Genomic DNA, 20,496 nt, shown 5'->3' on the forward strand with positions numbered 1-20,496 from the left:
ATGAAAATGAAAGTATTTATCTTTTTCGCCATGATGGTCGCTTTGGCGACAGCAGGTTTTGCGGCAGATCATTGCAACGGAATTGAATCCGGCGTCGTCTATTATAACGAAGGCGAATTCGAGCGAGCCATTGACGAATGGCGCACCTGCGTTGACAACGGCACCGAAAATTCGGACCTCTACTACAACTTGGGCAACGCCTACTTTAGAGAAGGCAAGATCGGTTTCGCCATTTACTATTACAAGTCGGCTCTGCGCCTCGCCCCCAATAACGACGACATTATTCACAACCTCAAGTACGCGCAGGCCATGACCCGCGACAAGGTTGAAGAAGACGGCGAAGAAAACCCGCTTTTGGCAGGACTTTTCAAAGCCCACCATGCGCTTTCTTTAAGGACGCAAATGTGGGTATTGCTCGGGATTTTCTGGGCAATTGCACTCGCCGCAATCGCAAGACGCATCAGTCGTAGCGGTAGGGCAAAGAACGTGCTGATTGGCGCCATGTTTGCGCTGTCTAGCATTTTCTGCATTATCGCCATGAGTGCCGGCTACAAGATTTTTGTTGCCGAAACCGACATCGAAGGCGTCGTAACCGCCAAGGATGCCGACGTGACCAGCGCCCCGAACAACAAATCGCAAACGCTGAACACGCTTTCTGAAGGTACCACATTCGAAGTGCTTTCGGAACAGGGCGGTTTCGTCGAAATCCGCCTCGGTGAAAAAATCCGCGGTTTTGTCAAAACGAGCGACGTCGGAATCGTAAAGTAGAAGAAACGTTTATTCGTTTGCACAAAAAATTCTAACACGCTTTTGCCGAATAGTCCCTAATTTCGGCGTTTAAATCGGTACAACGCAAATAACTTGTTATTTATTGCGCCACGGCCAACGGGCAGGTATTTTTCTTAGTATGAAAAACACTTCTCTTTCGGCCATCATCTCTGTCTTGACTTTGGGCTTTTTTGCGGCATCAAACGCGCAAGACAAAGTCACTCCCGTAAAATTCTTCGACGAAAACGGCGCCTACTACGGCCCGGATTGCGACGATAAAAATTACACGGGCGCCTACTACACCGGCGATTACACAAGCCCCTTCAAGACGGTTCTCGGTAAGACCGACCAAGACATCAAAGATAAGCTAGATGAACTCTGGAACCATTATTTTGGCGGCCAGAACGATAAGACCGTGTATTACGAAGATTACGACGGTGGCTACATCGTCGACATCAACAACAACGATATTCGTTCCGAAGGCATGAGCTACGGCATGATGATTGCCGTGCAGACCAATCACAGAGAACAATTCGACAAACTCTGGAATTGGGCCAAGAAACACATGTGGAAAGACCCTGCTACAGGGGGCTCCGGCTATTTCGCTTGGCAGGCAAACCGCGACGGTTCCGTGCGCGACTGGGGTAACGCTCCCGACGGAGAAATCTATTTCATGATGTCGCTCCTGTTTGCTGCCAACCGCTGGGACGACGCCAACTACATGAAGGACGCACAGAGCATTCTGAAAGCCTGCTGGAAAGGCAATGGTCAATCTTTGTACAGCGAGCAATCCTACATTGCGACCTTCCAGCCGTCTGACGGCAACAACACCTGGGGAGACGCCTCTTACAGCTTGCCCGCATTCGTAGATTTGTTCAGCCGTTGGTCCGACACCAACAAAGACAAATGGCAAAAGGCCACGAAGGCCACCAGAGACCACATCTATAATTCCGCCAATTCGCAGTCGGGCTTGTGCAGCGACTACAGCAACTTCGACGGCACTCCGCATTACGCATTCAGCGAAAATTCCACAAGATACGCCTTTGACGCTATTCGTTGCCCCATGAACTATGGCATGGATTACTACCTGTTCGGCGCCGATGCAGAACGCCAGACAAAGATTGCGAAGGTCATCACCGACTTTTTCGAGAGGGACGGCTACAAGCACGGACACTTTAACTGGGACGGCACCAACGGTTATGGCGATTTCACAATTGGTCAGGCCGGCGCAAACGCTGTAGCAACTTACGCTTTGCTGAAAGAAGATAGCTACAAGGATTTGGTCAAGAAGGTATTGCAGAAGGCATGGGACGCAAAGCCCATTGTAGGCAGCCAACGTTACTATGACGGCTTGGTGCATTACCTGGCCATGCTCCACTTGACCGGAAACTTCAAGATTTGGAAACCCAAGCCGAAGGTCATTAAAGACAAGGAAATGGAAGCCCAAGAAATCAACGGAGTCGCATACAAAGAAGGTGATACCATCGACTGGTTCGAAGATTGCCAGCTTTATAAAGTCACGTTCCTTAAGGCCGCCGAACAGCCCGCAGACAGCGTGGTTACTGGCGACACGACCGTCACCGATTCTACAGAAGCCATTCACCGCAGCATCGCACGCACCGCCGAATACAAGATGCAACGTAACTACGACTTGAAGGGTTGCAAGGTCAACAATTCGAGCAAAGCCCGTCACGGCATGTACTACGGCAGAAAAGTGCTAGCAAAATAAACGCGGTCACAAGAGCCTACAAGCAAAAAAGCAAAGGCGGGAGTTTCTCCCGCCTTTTTTATATTATAAACATGGAGACAGACAAGGAAATTTGTAATGGCTAATCGCCAAAAAAAGCGCGCACCCATGAACCGCTCGCAAATGATGCAGGCGGTCCATTCGGAAGATACCAAGCCAGAAATTTTGGTACGCCGGGCGCTTTTTAAAGCGGGCCTGCGTTACAGACTCCACCGCCGCGATTTGCCGGGCACGCCCGACCTGTATATTCTTAAATACGGCGTGGTCATCTTTATCAACGGTTGTTTCTGGCACCAACACGGCTGCAAGTTCACGAGTCGCCCCAAAAGCAATCCCGAATTTTGGAACGAAAAGTTCACGAACAACACCGTTCGCGACATCAAAACGAACTGGAAACTTTCGCTACAAGGCTACCGCGTCGCCACCGTTTGGGAATGTTCTATCAAGAACGATTTTGACCACACCATTGAACGGCTCAAAGCATTCATCACAAGCGACGAAGAAACTATTGAGATTTGAAACGTGGGCAGGAAATTAGATTATCTTTTTTGTTGATTTAAGAAGGTTTTAAAATGCACATTCTCGAAAAGATCAGTGAATTCGTTGGAAAGTGGATGGCCGTTGCCGTCTTGGCCATTGCGGCGCTCTCGTTGTTCATCCCGAAATCGACGCTTTGGATTGAGCTCTCGTGGGTGAATTACCTGCTGATGGTCGTGATGTTCGGCATGGGGCTTACGCTAAAGTTGAGCGACTTTGCACTTGTATTTGCTCGGCCGAAAGAAATTTCCATCGGGTGTGCAGCGCAGTTTATCGTGATGCCAGCCCTTGCATTTTTGCTTTCCAAGGCGTTCGGACTTGACGCCGCATTGATGGCGGGCGTTGTTCTCGTAGGCACATGCCCGGGCGGCACCTCCAGTAACGTCATCACTTATCTTTCGAAAGGCGACGTGGCGCTCTCCGTGGGCATGACTAGCGTAAACACGTTGCTTGCGCCTGTGCTGACGCCGGCAATCACCTACCTGCTTTTGCGCACCACCGTGAACGTGGATGTGATGGCGATGTTCCTTTCTATCGTGAAGGTCGTGATTGTGCCGATTGCGCTTGGGTTCGTCATCAACAAATTTTTCAGCAAGTGGACAGCCCGCGCTGTGAAGGTGTTACCGCTCGTTTCCGTGATTGCGATTGCGATGATTGTGGCTGCAGTTGTCTCGCACAATGCTTCGAAGATTCTCTCTACCGGCGCAATCGTATTCGCCGTGGTAATTCTCCACAACCTGCTCGGCTACGGCTGCGGTTTTGGCCTCGGCAAGTTGCTAAAATTCTCAACACCCAAGACGAAGGCGCTTTCCATCGAAATCGGCATGCAGAATTCCGGACTTGCTACAAGCCTTGCGAGCACCGCATTCTCGTCACTTGCGATGGCGACTGTTCCCGGCGCCATCTTCTCCGTGTGGCATAACATCTCCGGCGCGATTCTCGCGAACGTTTATCGCCGAAAGGAATAAAAAGATTTCGCAGAGGACAAATGTCGCAAAAAATTTCTCTAAAAAAGACTCTCGACAAATGGAAGAAGACGGGTATAGAAACAACCCGTCTAATACTGAATAGCCATATTTACGAATACTACTGTTACGACAAAATCATAAGCGACAATCCCGACATTCACATCATCCTTTCAAAAACACAAAAGTCAAAACTTATAAACGGATTTGTATACAGGAACAACGGATCCATATACTACACCCAACACGACATTGACCTTGCCGAATTCGACATTCTGGGGTTGGACGACCACGGAACCCTTTATTGGTGGGAAGTCACGACAGCCAAAACAAACGAGCCCAAGGTTAAAAAGAAACTAAACAAGAAGATTGAGCTAGTCTACAAACTTTTTGACAAGGTCAATTTCAGCCTAATCGTTCCCGAAGAGATTGATTTTCTCAACACATATCCCAAAACCATCATCCCTCCCCCTGTTTACGAAGACTACTACAGGGATTACTACGAACTATCTAGCGACATGGGGAATTGCTGGCCTCTAAAGAAGCTCATTGACCTAGCAAAACCATATGACTACATAGCGGAGATTATAGGCATTTCTAGGAAGTTTTTCTCTCACAAAATGTCCGAATACAACTCTCACCTCATCGAGCATCTTTACGACATTGAACACATAAACGAGAACCGTTTTCAATATTTTGATGTAAGAAAACAAACGCTCAAAGAGATTCTTATTGAGAATCACAAGATGTATAAGGTAGAAGGCGGGAAAAAGGAACTTGTCGACCAGAAAAAAGCGACCGCGATTGAGATTCGTCTCATCAGGAAACAATTAAGACAATATCACACCTCTAGTAAAATATGAACATCGAATACAAAGACATACACGATTTTTCAGAACAGGATTTAAAGAATCTTTTCCTCTCTGTCGAATGGTCCTCGGGACATTTCCCCGACAAGCTCGTCATTGCGATGAAGAACTTCAAGACCGTCATTTCGGCCTGGGACGGCGATAAGCTTGTCGGCATGATCTGCGCCATGGACGATGGTATCATGAATGCCTACGTGCATTACCTGCTCGTACGCCCCGAATACCAGGGCCAAAGCATCGGCAAGGAACTTGTGGAACGCGTCAAGGAAATCTACAAGGATTACCTGCGCGTAGTCGTTGTCGCCTACAACGAAGAACTCGCCTTCTACGAGCATTGCGGCTTCAAGAAAGCCGACGATGCGAGTGCCATGTTTATTACCAGCTTGTGGACGTAGGGGTCTTTTTCACCCAATAGCCGCCAGTCTTTTTAGAACCACGGCGTTCAACAATCTTCTTTTCAAACAAAGAGCGAATGATTTTATTGAAGGTATCTCTTGGCATGTCAAGGGCTCCTGTGATTTCCTTTCCCATACAGCCAGGATTTCTCATAATAAAATCAAAGACCTTTGATTGAGATGCGTTAAGCGATTCTTTTATATTCTTGATTAATGTGCCATTTAATGTGCCGTTTAATGTGCCGTTTACAGGGACATTTAATCCGCCACTTAATCCGCCACTTAATCCGCCATTTAATCCGCCAACATTGCTCTTTTCTGGCACATGATCAAGAGGCCGTTTCTTCGTTTTTCGAGCAAAAGACCCAAATTGAATATTTACATCAGGATACAACCTAAAGAAACCTCGACAATTGAGTTCACCAATATTTTCCAGCAAATTATCCCTGCTATATCTCGCTATTACAACATCTTTGGGGTCCAAATCTACCGAATTTTGCATAAATTCAGAAAAAGCTTCATTTATTGTTTTAGCCATATATCCTCCTTATCATTTTGTTGATGCCAACAAAATGATCCGTAGAATCAGCCAAAAATTTCAACTTTCGATTAAAGGTATCGAATTCGTTACGTTTAGAGTTCCAGTCAAATGGAAATAGGAGATTCCCGGTCAAGACGGGAATGACATCTGGTGAAGTCACAAATTGTGACTTCATGACCACCATATTGCCAATGCCGGCAAAATGGTCAATCAGCGTTTTGTTCGCACCAACAAGATGTCCCATTCCTTACCCCCTATCTTTTTTCACCCAGCGACCATTTTTCGATGCACCTTCCCAAGCATAGCCAAGCTTCTTGAGGTCACGTAAAATTGTCTTAGTACTTACTCCAAACATCTTCGCCAAAAACTCTTTTGTTTTCATTGAGTCTACTAAGATAATCTGTTCAACCTTCTGCACTCTAGGGGAGTCGTCTATGTCTTGGGTGACATTTTGGGCGACATTTTGAGTGACATTTTGGGTGACATTTTGGGTGACATTTCGGGTTTTCCAGTGTCCGTTTTTAGCGGTTCCTTCCCAAACATATCCAAGGTCTTTTAAATCGCGCAAAATAGTTCTTTTCGTTACCCCAAACATTGTTGCTAAAGCATCTGTCGATATTATGGAGTTTGCAGAAACGACCTGTTCCACCTTCTGCCTTCTAGGGACATCATCATCTTTTTGAGCGACATTTTGGGTGACATTTTGAGGGACATTTTGAAGGACATTTCTGCCGTTTAATCTAGCCAGCGGGAACGTCACCACGGTATAGCCACCCTCTTCACTCCAAAAGGGTTGTGGAGAACCTTCAGCTTTGCAAGCATCCATTATGCGCTTTATTCCCGAGCCCCATTTTTCTAAGTATGTTATTTGATAGAGAACCGTCGCAACAATCTCGTTTCGTGGGTACGACTTATGCGACCGCTTAATAGTCTTGGGTGTCAATTCGCGAGGCAACAGACCTGGGCTTTCAATTTCTATACGGTCGTCATATATGGCAATGCCGATAGAGCACTGGTGTATGTCATAATCCCTATGGCAAAGGGCGTTAATCAGTGCCTCGCGCAATGCTGTTGCAGGAACATCAAGGTGTTCTTCCCTTTTAAACCCCTTGATTTCTCCGCTAAGAGAAAGATGCTTGAAAAAGAACGACATGCCCGCATCAAGCAGTTCAAAGAAATTGCCATGAGCCTGCTGGTTGTCGATAAAGTAATTTTTGTCCGTTCCTCTAAAACGAGCCATTCGAATTTCATAATCATACGAAAATCTCTTAGAAAAAAGAAACACAGCGGCGTTCCGCAAATTGTCGCCATCCAACAGGTTCCATTTTTTCAATATTACTTTAATTGACTCATTGAGTGACCCCACCGGAATTCGTTTTTCTTCGACTCCGAGACGGACTACGCCACGAATTGTGCTGACATCAAGGTCTTTTATAGAATACCCCTCAGCCACCCTCATTTCCCACGAATATTTGTGCGGCATGTTGATCCGAATTCTAGCATCAAACATATCCCTAGGCATTGCTTTAGTGACACTTTCCAGTCTATAGTATGGTCTTCCATGAAATGTGTACGGGTCATTCCCATAGACCCACGGATTGAACCTCAGTACGATTACTTGATGGTTGTCCTTGTCGGGAATGTCTACATATTCAATAACAGGGGTGACCGCAGGTTCTATTCCCGCTAACGCTTGCGCGATATCGCGACGGGTAGATTCAGAAACGATTTGCCCAACAATACTCAAGGAAGGCGTGACACCGAAAACGAGAACGCCGCCATCGGAATTCAGGAAGGCGCATGCCGTATGCATGCCTTCTCGAAGTTCGCCGGTAGATTTTTTCAGTTCAATATTCTTCGTTTCATCTTTAGAAATCAGTTTTTTGAGTTCTTCCAAAGTCATCAAATAGCCTCGCTATTAAAGTTTTTCATCTCCTTTTATCCTCTCGGGTAACGCAGTTTAGCGCCGCATTTAGGGCAACGCAGAATCAGTTCCTTAAGCCGTTTGATTTCGGCATCTTTTTCTTCTAGCACCTTGGCAAAATCCCCGATGGCGTTGTTAGCACCGCGATTCGGGCCTCCGTTGAATTTTCCGAAAATTTCATCGAACATGATATCTCCTTAAAAAATGATTTAACAACACGCAAAAAATGCGTATTGAGCAGTTGTCGCATTTTTTGCGACAACTATGGCATTGTTTTCTTTTTTATGGGATGGTCTTGCGATTCTGTTGGCGGGGGCTTTCCCCGGCGTTACTTGGCACCCGCCTTAGCGAGCGCACTCGAGTAGGTCGTGTTCCTACCAGCTATCCAACAGCATCAACAAGAAGGTGGATGCGCCTCGCCGCGAATGCACGTACGGACCCGAAGGTCTATGTCGACTGTCACGAGGATTATCGAATATCAGCTACAATATATACAAATAGATTGTCGATGTCAATGGACATCCAGTTTATTAAATGTCTCGTAGTGGTCTGCGGTATAATAGATTACGCAATCAGACTGATAAATCAAGCGTTTTGTTCCGCGGTTCTTGGCAGAGTAATCGACATCCGCTTCGTGGTAACTTCCGCTCGGCAACAGACCTTCGCGATTCTCAAAGACATCACCGCCGATCATCACGCCAAGCGTTGTCCACGGATTAAAATTCCACTTCGAGAAGGTGTTCCCCGTCTTTGTTTCGTAAAGCGAAATGCCTTCATTTTTGCCAACATAGTTGCCCGGCAATTTATCGAACTTGCAGAGGTACGCGGCCACAGAATCCTTCGTGGTATACAAACCGGATTCTTCCACCGCTTCGTAAATCGATTTTGTTGCAACGCTAGAGGAAGATGGATTCTTTGTAGGTCTAACCCACTCTTCGGAATCATCGCTAGAAATTGTCGGCGTAGAACACGCAACATAGAATGCAGAAAAAAGAAGAGCGATGGATAGCGATAAGGTTTTCATATTTCAAAATTTAATAAATAAGCAGGGCTTTTAAATTTTACTTCTCTTCCACAAAGCACGGCGGAATTTCAAGTTTAACGACCTGCGATATCGGGAGATTATACCGAGAATCATATACGTCATGACGCTTGTTAAAATACTCATTATTATAGCGAGGGACAACTCTTTCACTAGCCCCCACTTTTTTATTGTATTCTATACATTCATAGCGAACAACACCGCCAGTCGCAAGGTCTTTCGAGAACTTAATTTCACTGCAAAGGTTCTTCTTCGCTGATGGCGTTCCGACAATATCGACTGAATCTTTGGCTTCCAGCCCATTCTGTTTGCAGAGCATATGGTAATCTCTTGTAAAAGCAAGATGTATCTTGACGAAATCCACAATTCCTTGAGCAATTTCGTCATTGCCGACATCCGTACGAACTTTCGGAGGCATATAACCGTAATGTAGCACATCCCTCAATTCCATTTTAAAATTTCTATTGGAATCAGGCGTCAAAGACAAAGCAACATAATCATCCACACGCCCTTTTTCTTTATAGCCCATTCCTGCATCTGCGGATAAATTAAAATCATCTTTATAATAGCGATACAACAATCTCTTGAGTCGCCAACCCATAGAACTATTCAAGGCTCGGATTATCCCAGTTTTAAATTCACTCATTTCTAGACCAATCCTAAGAGTTGTTCCTTCTTTAAGGGCAACCGAATCCACAAGAATATCAAAATTCAATTTCGGGAGGGATTTTTCATTTTCAAATTCCTTAACCTCGCCATCAGTGGCGATATTTCGTTCCTTAAAGAAGGATTCAATACGCTTTTTGTCTTTAATTTCAACCACCCCTTGGAGGGTAAGAATCCCGCTAGCATTCACTTCAGGAACAACGAAATACTGTATGTGATCCAACAACTTTCCATCTTTAAACAAGTTGACCGACAAAATCGTTTTATATTTTCCTTCAAAATTGGATTGTATAGAAGGATCTATATATTCTTGTTCGTAGTTCGATGACTTTATAAAATTTTCGATTTCTTTGCGATCATGCGTTGCAAACGCCAACCCGTTCTTGTCATAGACATTCATTGAATCCGAAATAGCCAACATCTCCAGCAAACGATACAGCTTTCCAGGAATGTAAGTCAATGTATCCGCAACATTCTTTATATTACACCAGCCACATCGCGAGCGCAACGCGTATCCTCTTGCAGCTTTCAGCATTTTCGAAGCCGTATCCACTTGAATTCCGACAAATCCTGTATAAAGTTTTAAGGGAATATCTTGGCCCAAATATTTCCATTCAACATCAACAGAAGTAACAACATTTGGCAAATCTTCAAAATCGACATCACGCTCCCAATCCGTGCGTTTTTTAAATTCCATTTTATCAGATAATTCCATCAAATACGGATAGAATTTGGAAAACCATCCACTGAACTTAGGATTTCCACAGCCTTCAGGATCATATAGTTTATAGATACCCTTCCAAAAAGAGACCGAACTTTGCCCATCGAAAGCTTTAACAAATTCATCGAGAATTGGATTTAACTGTTGTGACCACCATTCCATATCAAGGCGAGTCGCAAGCTTATTAAAGGAATCCCTTAATAAGAGCCAGTCCTCTTTCGTGCCATTTATCTTTATTTTCGGAATGCCGCATAAAGTAAAAGCAGAATACGTATAATATTCAGACGCTATGGCCATAACCATGGAACGGGAAATATTGTAATCGACCGGGCTTGTCGTCGAAAATTTCGTCCGCAACGGAGCACCCGTTTCTGCAGGCAATTTTTCTTGAAGATTGTCAAAAAAATCCGTAATGACGCCAAACCATTCTTCGTGCGTAGATTCCTGTGTCAGCCAATCTGCCTGAACTTTAATATTCGTATCAACATCAGCCCCTACAAAACGGTCTTTCAAAGCATCTCTATTACTCTTTACATGTAATCGAAATCCATCTAGAATCAGCAGCCAAATATCATCTGGACTGATTTCCATTTCATAATGCCTAGCATAGGCCAAAGCGATTAAATCTATAAAAGTCGGCTTTTCGGAATGATCCTTTACAAACGGACTTATAGAATCTGAATAGGCATAGAAAATCTTAGTTTCAGAAGAACTCTCTTGATGCATGCTTGCAAAATATTCCGAAAAGCCCCCTTGCTCTGCAGGGACCGTCTCTTCGCGGAATGCGCTATCATGCACGGTTGTATCGACAATCATTGCGTAAGCACTCGTGTCACGGACAAAACCATAAATTTGATGCGAAAAAATCGTCGGTTTATCCGCTTGTTTACTATCGCAAGAGAGCAGAACGCTTGCGACGAGGAATGTAGAGAGTAAAAACGTGAACGAAAGCAAAAAGTTTTTCATAAAAATGAATATAGAAAAAGGTATTGACGGCTGCAGCGGCAAAATTTATCTTTAAAGTATTAGGGTCAATTTAGAAATTGACTTACAACCAAGGTGTCAAAATGATGAAAGCAATTTTTATTCGAGCACTGCTTGCCATAACCATATTGGTATGTTTTGATTCTTGTTCTGTAACTACAGCTAATACACAATCGTCAGATTCATCCTCAACCAAGCCCGCATCTATTTCCAACAAAGTACAATCAAGATATATCGGAGATGCCCCAAGGAATAGGATTCTTCTTTTAGGCAACGAACAGATTTCAGAAAGTGACTTTGGAGGCGTTGAACGATGGTATGCGGTAGACAATTATGGCGATTTTTATGTGCGTTTTCAAGTAGGCTATTTCATAGACAATCAAATCGGTTTTGTTCTATATGAAGGCGGTTCACAAGGGGTAGTAGCAAAGTATTACCGCCAAGGGCTAGACCGCAGATGGGATTGGGACAATTACTCAATCGTCATAAATTCCGATGGAATAGGCTTATATTATGATTTTTCAATATCGGATGATGACGGAAAGGCAAAACCAAGAACTATGTTTAGAATGAGAAAATTCTAATATTTCACATTCTATACTACATCGTAACGAAGGAAACGAATTATTTATTATAACAATAACTGAGAGAAGGGCGTTGCGGGCGCGGCGACTGAGCGTCCGCTAGAAGGGGTAGCGGAAAACGCCGAAGGCGGTTGAAGCGAGGGGACAACTGTCCAAGGCGAGTGTCGCGACAGGTTGCTTGCAAACTGGCATGACCGAGCCGAACAGTTGGGGATTGAGCGCAGCGAAAGACCATGGCTTTCCCCTCCCTTTTTGTATGGATTGCTTCGTCATTTCATTCCTCGCAATGACGTTTTTCGGGTCAATTTCCGATTACATTCCCTAACCACCAACCACCAACCACTAGCCACATCTTATACCATATTCTATCTTTGCGCGCACCGCCAGATGTCGTATTTCTGGGGAACCGGGCGAGAACCGCCCACAAAAAGGATTATTTATGTCTCAAATCGAACTCACCTTCCCCGATGGCTCCGTACGTTCCGTAGCATCGGGCACCACCGGCCTCGAAATTGCAAAGGGCATTTCCGAAGGTCTTGCACGCAAGGCGCTTGGCGTCAAACTCGGCGATAAGGTCCTCGACCTCACGCGCCCGCTCACCGAGAGCGGCACCATCAAGATTATCACGCCGAGCAACGACGACCCGGATGCTCTGATGCTCCTGCGTCACAGCTGCAGCCACGTGCTTGCCGAAGCCATCTGCGACCTGTTCCCGGGCACCAAGCTCGCCTACGGTCCGGCTATCGAAAAGGGTTTCTACTACGATTTGATGACACCGACCCCGATCCAGCAGTCGGATTTCGAGCGCATCGAAAAGCGCATGAAGGAAATCATCAAGGAAGATCGTCCGTTTACCCGTTGCGAAGTCAGCGCCGCCGATGGCCTGAAGCGCACCGAAGGCGACAAGTACAAGACGGACAACGCTGAACGCGCTCTCGCCCGCGAAGGTAGCGACGGTACGCTCAGCTTCTACGTGACTGGCGAACCGGGCAAGAACTTTGAAGACCTTTGTGCCGGTCCTCACGTGCCCTCCACTGGCAAGCTCAAGAATTTCAAGGTGCTCTCCATGTCCGGTGCATACTGGCATGGCGACCAGAACAGCGACCAGCTGACCCGCGTGTACGGCACCTGCTTTGCCGACAAGGAAGGCCTTGAAACTTACCTGAAGTTCCTGGAAGAAGCCGAAAAGCGCGACCACCGCAAGATCGGTAAGGAAATGGACCTCTACCACATCGAAGACCATTCTCCGGGCATGGTGTTCTGGCACCCGAAGGGCACCAAGATGGTGAACGCCCTCAAGGACTACATCCGCGGTAAGATTGACCGTCGCGGCTACCTCGAAGTGATCACGCCGGAAATCGTGAACAAGACTTTGTGGATCAAGTCCGGCCACGCCGACAAGTACAACGAGAACATGTTCAAGACGCTGGCTGGCGACGTGGAAATGGCCGTGAAGCCGATGAACTGCCCCTGCCACATCCAGATTTTCAACACGGGTCTCCGCAGCTGGCGTGACTTGCCGATGCGTCTTGCCGAATTCGGTAAGTGCCACCGTTACGAACCTGCCGGTACCATGCACGGCCTGATGCGCGTGCGCGGCTTTGTGCAGGATGACGCCCACATCTTCTGTACCGAAGACCAGATTGCAAGCGAAGTGGCTGACTTCTGCGCCCTCGTCAAGGAAATCTACCACGACTTCGGTTTCGACGATATCGTGGTGAAGTTCTCCACCCGCCCCGAAAAGCGCGTGGGTTCCGACGAAATCTGGGACAAGGCTGAAGCCGCCCTCGCCGAAGCCACGAAGCTCGCTGGCCTCGACTACATCCTGAACCCGGGTGAAGGTGCCTTCTACGGCCCGAAGCTCGAATTCACGCTGAAAGATTCCCTCGGACGTGACTGGCAGTGCGGTACCATCCAGGTGGACTTCAACCTCCCGCAGCGTCTGGGTGCCGAGTATGTCGGTAAGGACAACCAGAAGCACATTCCGGTGATGTTGCACCGCGCCGCCGTGGGTTCCATCGAACGCTTCCTCGGCATTTTGATTGAAGAATTCATGGGCGATTTCCCGCTGTGGCTCGCTCCGGTTCAGGCTCGCGTGCTCCCGATTTCCGAGAAGTTCGTTGACTACGCGAAGCAGGTCGAGAAGGAACTCGTGAACGCCGGCGTCCGCGTTGAAGTGGATGAGTCCAACGAAAAGCTCGGCTACAAGATCCGCCAGTGCGAATTGCAGAAGATTCCGTACAAGATTATTGTAGGCGAAAAGGAACAGGCTGAAGGTCTCATCGCTGTCAACAAGAGAAAGGAAGGGGATAAGGGTCAGATGACCGTCGCTGACTTCCTCAAGATGACGGAAGAAGACCGCAAGGTTGTGCGGTAAAGTTCACTGAGCTTGCCGAAGAGAGCGCCGATTCGGTCGGTTCGACAGGCTCACCGACCTTAAATTTTAAAACGCAGACTTGATTGAGCCTGCGTTTTTTCATATTCCTCAATCAAGTAAGCGGGTTTACTTTTTCCCGGCTTTCGTTGCGGCAGGTTTCCCGGAAGCGGCCTTCAGCTTCTTGAATTCGGCCTGGGCCTTGCGCATGTCGGCCATAAAAATTTCGTTTGTATGCAAGCTCGGGTAGGCGCCCGAGACAAGCACCTTGGAGGCATCCACGTCGCTTTGCCAGTGGAAGCCTGCGATCACGCGGCTCTGTCCCCATTCGTAGGCGTATTTCAGCAGGGCATCCTGAGCAGCCGGGTTCACTTCAATCAGCAACAGAGCCATCGCCCATGCACGAATAGTATGTCCTGACGGATAGGATCCATTTGTTCTTAGTCTTTCTTCTTCGGCGGGGACAAGCGTCGGTTCGTTAAAGCGGTCGTAAGGACGGCGCCTCATGTAGTGCCTTTTGGCCTTGCTTCCCACCTGTTTGAGCGTCCGGATTCCGCGTTCAAGCAGGTTCATGATGGCAGGCGTCTTCTTTGCCGATATTTCCATCCCGAAAGGTTCACTGAACATTGCGGCCATCTCTTCGACGGTTTCTGCCGCCTGTGCCACCGCAAGGGCTGCACGGGCAGAGTCTAGACGCATCGTTTTACCCCACATGTACTGCGAAATGTCGTACATGAACTGCGGCGACATGGTATCGGGAGGTGCAGGGTAATAGTTCAGCGCGTCCGGAAGCGCATCGGCTTCCACATAGGGTTTGACATCGGCAGCAAAACTGCACAGGACAGTCCCACACAAGGCAATCGCGACTAAGGTTTTCTTGATAATGTTCATACATTTCAAATATTAACTATTTTTCACTTGATGTTTTCTCATTTCAGAACCGTAGTTCCCTTACTAGCCCTACTCTGTTTAGGACTTACGTGTTGCTCTTTCCCGGTGCGCACGGGCTACGACCGAAGCATTGGCGACTACAAGAGCGTTCCCGCAAGCGAAACCGCTTCAACCCTACCTAAAGAAGAAACTCCTGACGAGGCAGAGCTGCAAACGGCCCAAGTCGAATCTCCGGATTCCACAAAACAGGACTCTACGCAACAAGACTCTACAAAGCATCTGAATTCCGTAGAAAAGGCGCGCGCCGCAATCAATAAGAAAGAGGCTGCCAAGGCCGCTAAAAAGGCAACGCCCAAAAGCGACCTAGAAACCTACGCCAGAAAATGGATGGGAGCCAAGTACGTTTACGGCAAGGCAACCCGAACCAAAACGGACTGCTCTGGATACGTGATGCAAGTTTACAAGGGCTACTACAATATCGCCCTCGACCATAGCGCCTCTAAGATGTACAAAGACAGCCGTGGGAAATCGGTGAGCCGCGGCGGCCTGAAAGAAGGCGACCTCGTATTTTTCGGAAGCCTCTGGAAAATCGACCACGTGGGCATTTACCTGAGCGGAGGCCGATTTATTCACGCAAGCACCAAACATGGCGTGATGATTTCGCCCATGCAGGACAAGTACTGGGGCCACAAGTATCAAGGCGCCAGAAGATTTAAATAGTTATATTTCTACCTATGAAAAAGATTGCATTCCAGGGCCGTAAAGGCGCCTACAGCGACTGTGCCGCGCATTATCTGTTTGGTGAAGACATCGAAACGCTCCCGATGGACACTTTCGAAGAAATCTACCAAGCAATCGAAACAGGCGAAGCCGACGGCGGTGCCATTCCTATCGAAAACTCGACAGCAGGCTCCATCGAGGCAAACTACGATTTGCTGTACAAGTGGCGCCACCGCATTGTGGGCGAAGTCATGCTTCGCATCGAGCACACCTTGTGCGTGATGCCTGGTGTCAAGCTTGGCGACCTGAAGCGCGTTTACAGCCACCCGCAGGCTCTTGCGCAGTGTTCCAAATTCTTTGCCGAAAACCCGCAGATTAAGGCGGTTCCGGCTTTCGATACCGCAGGCTCTGCCGAAGAACTTGCCGCTCGCAAGGCTAAAGACGAAGGCGCCATCGCAAGCGCCTACGCCGCAAAGATTTACAACTTGGACATTCTGAAAGCAGGCCTTGAAAACTTGAAGGGCACGAACTTCACGCGTTTCTACGGGATTCAAAAAATTCCCGCAGCCTTCGATACCATTGAAGGCGCCAAGACGACCATGCTATTCGAACTGGCTGACAATAACGCCGTGGGCGCACTCTACAATGCGCTGGGTTGCTTTGCCAAGCGCGGCATCAACTTGACCCGTTGCGAAAGCCGCCCGCACCCGGACAAACCGTGGGAATACATTTTCCACGTTTCGTTCGAAGCAAACGTGAACGAAGACCGAGCAAAAGAAGCCCTTGTAGAACTCAAGAATTACACGAGCCAGATGTACATTCTGGGCACCTTCAAGAAAGGCGTAATCGAGACTTTGAAATACTAAGAGGTAGAATTATGGCTTACGAACGTACCGACAGAAAGTTTGACGAATACCGCAACCTTAAAATGACCACGGGCTTTATTTCAAGCGCCGACGGTTCTGTTCTGATTGAAATGGGTCGTACCCGCGTTATCTGTAACGCGACTCTCCTCCCTAAGGTTCCGGATTGGCTTGCCGGCAAAGGCACGGGCTGGATTACGGCTGAATACAGTCTGCTCCCGCAGAGTACGGGTAAGCGTGTGGAACGCGAGCGCAAGGGCGCGAGCGGCCGTACGCAAGAAATCCAGCGCCTGGTGGGCCGCTCGCTGCGCGGCGCAGCCGACCTGGCCGCCCTCGGTGAAAACGCCATCGTGGTCGACTGCGACGTGATCGAAGCCGACGGTGGCACTCGCACCGCGAGCATTATCGGCGGCTTCGTAGCCCTTGCGCTCGCTCTCAAGAAAATCAAAGAACGCCTCGGCATTACCGCACAAATCCTGCAGCACGGCATTACGGCAATTTCTGTCGGCGTTGTTGCGGGCAAACCGCTTTGCGACCTCTGCTATGTAGAAGATTCCGCAGCCGATGTCGACATGAACGTGGTCATGCAAGACGCCAAGAACTTCATCGAAGTGCAGGGCACTGGCGAACACGCCAGCTTTGACCGCAACATGCTCAACACGCTCCTTGACCTCGGCGAAAACGCTTGCAAGGACATCTACAAAAAGCAGATGGAATTGATCGGCGGCGAACTGCCGTAAAAGGCAACGACTCATTAAGATGAGTCGCTTGCGACTCACAAGAGACCGCTCGGCTCTATCGCATTCATAAAAAAGCCTGGTTTTTACACCAGGCTTTTTTCAATAGCTCACAATTGAATTAGTAACGGATCTTGCCTTCGGCAACCTTGCGCAGGTGCTGGCCGTAAGGCGACTTTCCGTACTTGGCCGCAGACTCCAAGAGCTTATCCTTGGTAATCCAGCCGTTAATGTAGGCGATTTCTTCAACTGCAGAAATCTGAATTCCCTGGCGGTTTTCCACCATCTTCACGAACTCGCCCGCTTCAATCAGGCTGTCCATAGTACCGGTATCGAGCCAAGCAAAGCCGCGACCCAAGAGTTTCACGTCGAGTTCGCCTTGTTCCAAGTACACGCGATTCAGGTCGGTAATTTCAAGTTCGCCACGAGCACTCGGCTTCTGAGCCTTTGCGTATGCAGACACGCGATTGTCATAGAAATAAAGACCCGTAATCGCATAGTTGCTCTTGGGTTCCTTCGGTTTTTCTTCAACCGAAATCACCTTACCCGACTCATCGAATTCCACCACGCCAAAGCGTTCCGGATCTTCGACATAGTAGCCAAACACACTTGCGCGGCCATTTTCTTCGGCATTCTTCACTGCAGCTTTCAAAAGCGGGCTAAAGCCGTTACCGTAGAAAATGTTATCACCCAGCACCATGGCGCAGCAGTCATTACCGATAAATTCTTCACCCAGAATAAATGCCTGGGCAAGGCCATCGGGACTCGGCTGCACCTTGTAGCTCAAGTTCAGGCCCATCGAGGAACCGTCGCCCAACAAGCGTTCAAAGTTGGGCAAGTCCGTCGGAGTCGAGATAATCAGGATATCGCGAATACCCGCAAGCATCAAAGTCGACAGCGGGTAATAAATCATGGGTTTGTCGTAAACAGGCAAAAGCTGTTTAGACGTCACCATGGTCAGCGGGTAAAGCCTGGTACCGGAGCCTCCGGCGAGAACAATTCCTTTCATTAGTATTTCCCGTACTTGTAGCCATACCCTTCGGTGCGACTGTGTTCGTATTTGTTAATAACGATAGAGGCGTGAGCCTGCGGGTTACCCTTAAGAATCTGGGCCATGCCATCCTTAATCGCTTCAATCGAATGCTTGTTGTATTCAATGACCATCACAATCTGGGCAGCAACGCGGCAAGCCAAGGCTGCGTCAGTCACCAACATAATCGGCGGCGTATCGACAATCACCAAATCATAATCATTCTTGAACTGTTCAATCAATTCTGCATAGTGCTTAGAACCAAGCAGTTCGGCCGGGTTTGCAGGCACATTGCCGCACGGCATTACATACAGGTTTTCAACTTCGGTCTTAAAGACAACTTCTTCGACCTTCACTTCGCGGAGCAGCACCTGCGAAAGACCGTTACTGCGCTTGATACCGAATTCCTTGTGGAGTCTACCCTTACGCAAGTCCGCATCAATCAGCAAGACCTTCTTGCCAAGGCCAGCAAACAGAGCTGCCAGGTTCACCGAGACAAAGCTCTTGCCCACACCCGGAATAAGGCCGCTCACGCCAACCACAGAACCACCTTCGTCCATCATCGAGAATTCCAACGAAGAACGGAGAGCACGCAACGATTCCACAGCAACGTCGTCGGGTTCCACCACAGCCAAAGGCCTTGTTCCCTTTGTTCCCTTGGGGTTGCCCTTCGGCACCTTGGCGTAAACAGTATAGCCCGTTTCCTTTTCAATGAACGAAGCGCTCTTTACGCCACTGCTAAACTTGGACTTGATCGAAACAATCGTTGCTCCGAGCAAGAATCCAAGGAACAGGGCAATGCAAAGTATCACGCGCTTCTTAGGCTTGGTCGGTTTGGTCACCTGTTCTGCAAAGTCCACAATACGCACAGAACCCACTTCGCCAGCAGACACCAGACGCAACTGCTGGATATTGTTCAAAAGCGAGGTGTACATGACCTTGGTGAGTTCCACCTGGTTCTGGAGTTTCAGCACTTCTTGCTGGGTAGCGGGGAGTTTCTTGACTTCGCTAGACGTTCCGGCAAGTTCACGCTTCAAGGCGTTTTCTTGATCTTCGAGAGTCTTGACCGTCGGGTGTTCAGAATGGAACAAGCGAATCGCTTCTTGCTTTTTCTGCTGCAGCGACAAAATATCCTGTTGCAACTTCATGCGGCGTTGCAGCACCAACTGCGTTTCGGCATTAATGTCGACAGAGCCCACCTGATTGCGGTAAGTATTGAGATTCAACAGCGAAGAATCCATCTGGGCCTTGACATCCGGCAACTGCTTTTCAAGGAATTCCAACGTTTTCTGAGCTTCGGCATTGCGTTCTTCCACATTCTGGCGCAAGTAAGAAGAAGCAACCTCATTCAAGATTTCCACGCCGCGGTCTGGATAAATATCCTGGTACGAAAATTCAAGAATTCCGGTCTTTTTACCTTTTTCCTTGACATCGAATGCGGAACGGAACTTGGCGATTGCATCGAGACGCTTAAACTTGGATATTGCAAAGCGCTGTCCTTCACGCACATCAGCCTTGAAAATGCCAAACGTAGCCGAATCACCCGCATAGACAAAGTGATACGTCTGACCAACCGTACCAGAAAGCACCAGGCTATCCTTATAGTCATAAAGGTCAAAATTGCCCAAAGAATCCTTCGTTTCAAGAATCCAAGGTTCTTCGCGCAAATCGGCCGGCAAGCGTTCCTTGTTATAGCTAAAGTTCATCAAGTCGACACGGCCTTCCTTATGCAGCAAGCGGTCCAACTTGTTCAACGGTTCGGCAACCAAGTCCAAACGCATCTTTTCTACAGCAGAACCCATCACCTGACGGCTCTTGATGAGTTCCATTTCCGTTTCGGCAGGGCTGCTCGTTGCGAACAGATTTCCAAGACCACCAACCAGGCCCGCGCTCTTGTTGCTCTTCGATTCAATCTGCAGCAAGGCATCAACCTGATAAACAGGCCTAATCCACATGGCAACAAACACGCCGACAAACGCCGCAAGGAGAATGCTGGGCACCATAATCGCCCAATTCTTCGCAAGTTCCTTTAAATATTCACCGACATCGGTTTCTTCTTTTTTCTTTGTTGCCATAACTGGTTTCCTTCAAACTCAATACAAGGCAAAATTTAGCAAAACCGAACTATTTTCAAAAAG

Annotated in this window: 20 protein-coding genes; 11 read left to right on the top strand and 9 right to left on the bottom strand. The window is 48.0% G+C overall.

The window, feature by feature from the left end:
• The 6 genes from QOL41_RS12420 (at position 1) to QOL41_RS12445 (ending at position 5,281) form a co-directional block, all read left to right on the top strand.
• Positions 1 to 768 (top strand): tetratricopeptide repeat protein, encoded by a 768-nt coding sequence (locus QOL41_RS12420; RefSeq protein WP_283430015.1) that lies wholly within the window; start codon positions 1 to 3, stop codon positions 766 to 768.
• A gap of 139 nt (positions 769 to 907) precedes the next feature.
• On the top strand, positions 908 to 2,497 hold the full coding sequence (locus QOL41_RS12425) for a family 8 glycosyl hydrolase (RefSeq protein ID WP_283430016.1): 1,590 nt from the start codon (positions 908 to 910) through the stop codon (positions 2,495 to 2,497).
• Between the two features lie 96 nt (positions 2,498 to 2,593).
• Positions 2,594 to 3,034: a very short patch repair endonuclease gene (locus QOL41_RS12430; protein ID WP_283430017.1), complete on the top strand. Its 441-nt coding sequence runs from the start codon at positions 2,594 to 2,596 to the stop codon at positions 3,032 to 3,034.
• A 53-nt stretch (positions 3,035 to 3,087) separates the two neighbouring features.
• Positions 3,088 to 4,020, top strand: a complete 933-nt coding sequence (locus QOL41_RS12435; protein ID WP_283430018.1) for a bile acid:sodium symporter family protein — start codon at positions 3,088 to 3,090, stop codon at positions 4,018 to 4,020.
• 20 nt (positions 4,021 to 4,040) lie between these two features.
• Entirely contained in the window at positions 4,041 to 4,880 is an 840-nt protein-coding gene (locus QOL41_RS12440; RefSeq protein ID WP_283430019.1) for a hypothetical protein, read from the top strand.
• Positions 4,877 to 5,281, top strand: coding sequence for a GNAT family N-acetyltransferase (locus QOL41_RS12445; RefSeq protein ID WP_283430020.1), 405 nt, complete (start codon positions 4,877 to 4,879; stop codon positions 5,279 to 5,281). Before QOL41_RS12440 ends, QOL41_RS12445 begins: the two co-directional genes overlap by 4 nt.
• On the opposite strand, the gene QOL41_RS12450 is transcribed toward QOL41_RS12445, so the two are convergent.
• The 6 genes from QOL41_RS12450 to QOL41_RS12475 form a co-directional block, all read right to left on the bottom strand.
• Positions 5,262 to 5,819, bottom strand: a complete 558-nt coding sequence (locus QOL41_RS12450; protein ID WP_283430021.1) for a MarR family transcriptional regulator — start codon at positions 5,817 to 5,819, stop codon at positions 5,262 to 5,264. The genes QOL41_RS12445 and QOL41_RS12450 overlap by 20 nt on opposite strands.
• On the bottom strand, positions 5,812 to 6,066 hold the full coding sequence (locus tag QOL41_RS12455) for a hypothetical protein (protein WP_073114676.1): 255 nt from the start codon (positions 6,064 to 6,066) through the stop codon (positions 5,812 to 5,814). Before QOL41_RS12455 ends, QOL41_RS12450 begins: the two co-directional genes overlap by 8 nt.
• 3 nt (positions 6,067 to 6,069) lie before the next feature.
• Positions 6,070 to 7,719, bottom strand: a complete 1,650-nt coding sequence (locus QOL41_RS12460) for an ATP-binding protein (RefSeq protein ID WP_283430022.1) — start codon at positions 7,717 to 7,719, stop codon at positions 6,070 to 6,072.
• Between the two features lie 41 nt (positions 7,720 to 7,760).
• Complete coding sequence (locus QOL41_RS12465) at positions 7,761 to 7,934, bottom strand: hypothetical protein (protein ID WP_158213015.1); 174 nt, start codon at positions 7,932 to 7,934, stop codon at positions 7,761 to 7,763.
• Between the two features lie 323 nt (positions 7,935 to 8,257).
• Complete coding sequence (locus tag QOL41_RS12470) at positions 8,258 to 8,770, bottom strand: ribonuclease domain-containing protein (RefSeq protein ID WP_283430023.1); 513 nt, start codon at positions 8,768 to 8,770, stop codon at positions 8,258 to 8,260.
• A 37-nt stretch (positions 8,771 to 8,807) separates the two neighbouring features.
• Positions 8,808 to 11,141: a DUF4419 domain-containing protein gene (locus QOL41_RS12475; protein ID WP_283430024.1), complete on the bottom strand. Its 2,334-nt coding sequence runs from the start codon at positions 11,139 to 11,141 to the stop codon at positions 8,808 to 8,810.
• A 101-nt stretch (positions 11,142 to 11,242) separates the two neighbouring features.
• Here QOL41_RS12475 and QOL41_RS12480 point away from each other — a divergent pair, with 101 nt between their 5' ends.
• A complete protein-coding gene (locus QOL41_RS12480; RefSeq protein ID WP_283430025.1) occupies positions 11,243 to 11,743 on the top strand; it encodes a hypothetical protein in 501 nt (166 codons plus the stop codon).
• 439 nt (positions 11,744 to 12,182) lie between these two features.
• Positions 12,183 to 14,120 (top strand): threonine--tRNA ligase, encoded by a 1,938-nt coding sequence (thrS, locus tag QOL41_RS12485; protein WP_283430026.1) that lies wholly within the window; start codon positions 12,183 to 12,185, stop codon positions 14,118 to 14,120.
• A gap of 126 nt (positions 14,121 to 14,246) precedes the next feature.
• Here the strand turns inward: thrS and QOL41_RS12490 are convergent, their stop codons facing one another.
• Positions 14,247 to 15,008: an acid phosphatase gene (locus QOL41_RS12490; protein ID WP_283430027.1), complete on the bottom strand. Its 762-nt coding sequence runs from the start codon at positions 15,006 to 15,008 to the stop codon at positions 14,247 to 14,249.
• A gap of 30 nt (positions 15,009 to 15,038) precedes the next feature.
• On the opposite strand from QOL41_RS12490, the gene QOL41_RS12495 reads away from it, so the two are divergent.
• The 3 genes from QOL41_RS12495 to rph are packed head-to-tail and all read left to right on the top strand — an operon-like array spanning position 15,039 to position 17,331.
• Positions 15,039 to 15,728 (top strand): C40 family peptidase, encoded by a 690-nt coding sequence (locus QOL41_RS12495; RefSeq protein WP_283430028.1) that lies wholly within the window; start codon positions 15,039 to 15,041, stop codon positions 15,726 to 15,728.
• 14 nt (positions 15,729 to 15,742) lie between these two features.
• A complete protein-coding gene (locus QOL41_RS12500; RefSeq protein WP_173653570.1) occupies positions 15,743 to 16,594 on the top strand; it encodes a prephenate dehydratase in 852 nt (283 codons plus the stop codon).
• Positions 16,595 to 16,605: 11 nt separating this feature from the next.
• Positions 16,606 to 17,331: a ribonuclease PH gene (gene rph, locus QOL41_RS12505; RefSeq protein ID WP_088628574.1), complete on the top strand. Its 726-nt coding sequence runs from the start codon at positions 16,606 to 16,608 to the stop codon at positions 17,329 to 17,331.
• 118 nt (positions 17,332 to 17,449) lie between these two features.
• On the opposite strand, the gene rfbA is transcribed toward rph, so the two are convergent.
• Both rfbA and QOL41_RS12515 read right to left on the bottom strand, forming a co-directional pair.
• Positions 17,450 to 18,337: a glucose-1-phosphate thymidylyltransferase RfbA gene (rfbA, locus tag QOL41_RS12510; protein WP_283430029.1), complete on the bottom strand. Its 888-nt coding sequence runs from the start codon at positions 18,335 to 18,337 to the stop codon at positions 17,450 to 17,452.
• The gene (locus QOL41_RS12515) at positions 18,337 to 20,433 is read right to left on the bottom strand and encodes a polysaccharide biosynthesis tyrosine autokinase (protein ID WP_283430030.1); all 2,097 of its coding nucleotides are present in this window, start codon (positions 20,431 to 20,433) and stop codon (positions 18,337 to 18,339) included. Before QOL41_RS12515 ends, rfbA begins: the two co-directional genes overlap by 1 nt.
• Positions 20,434 to 20,496 lie beyond the last annotated feature (63 nt).

It is taken from the genome of Fibrobacter sp. UWB10, assembly GCF_900182935.1.
GTDB lineage: Bacteria > Fibrobacterota > Fibrobacteria > Fibrobacterales > Fibrobacteraceae > Fibrobacter > Fibrobacter succinogenes_O.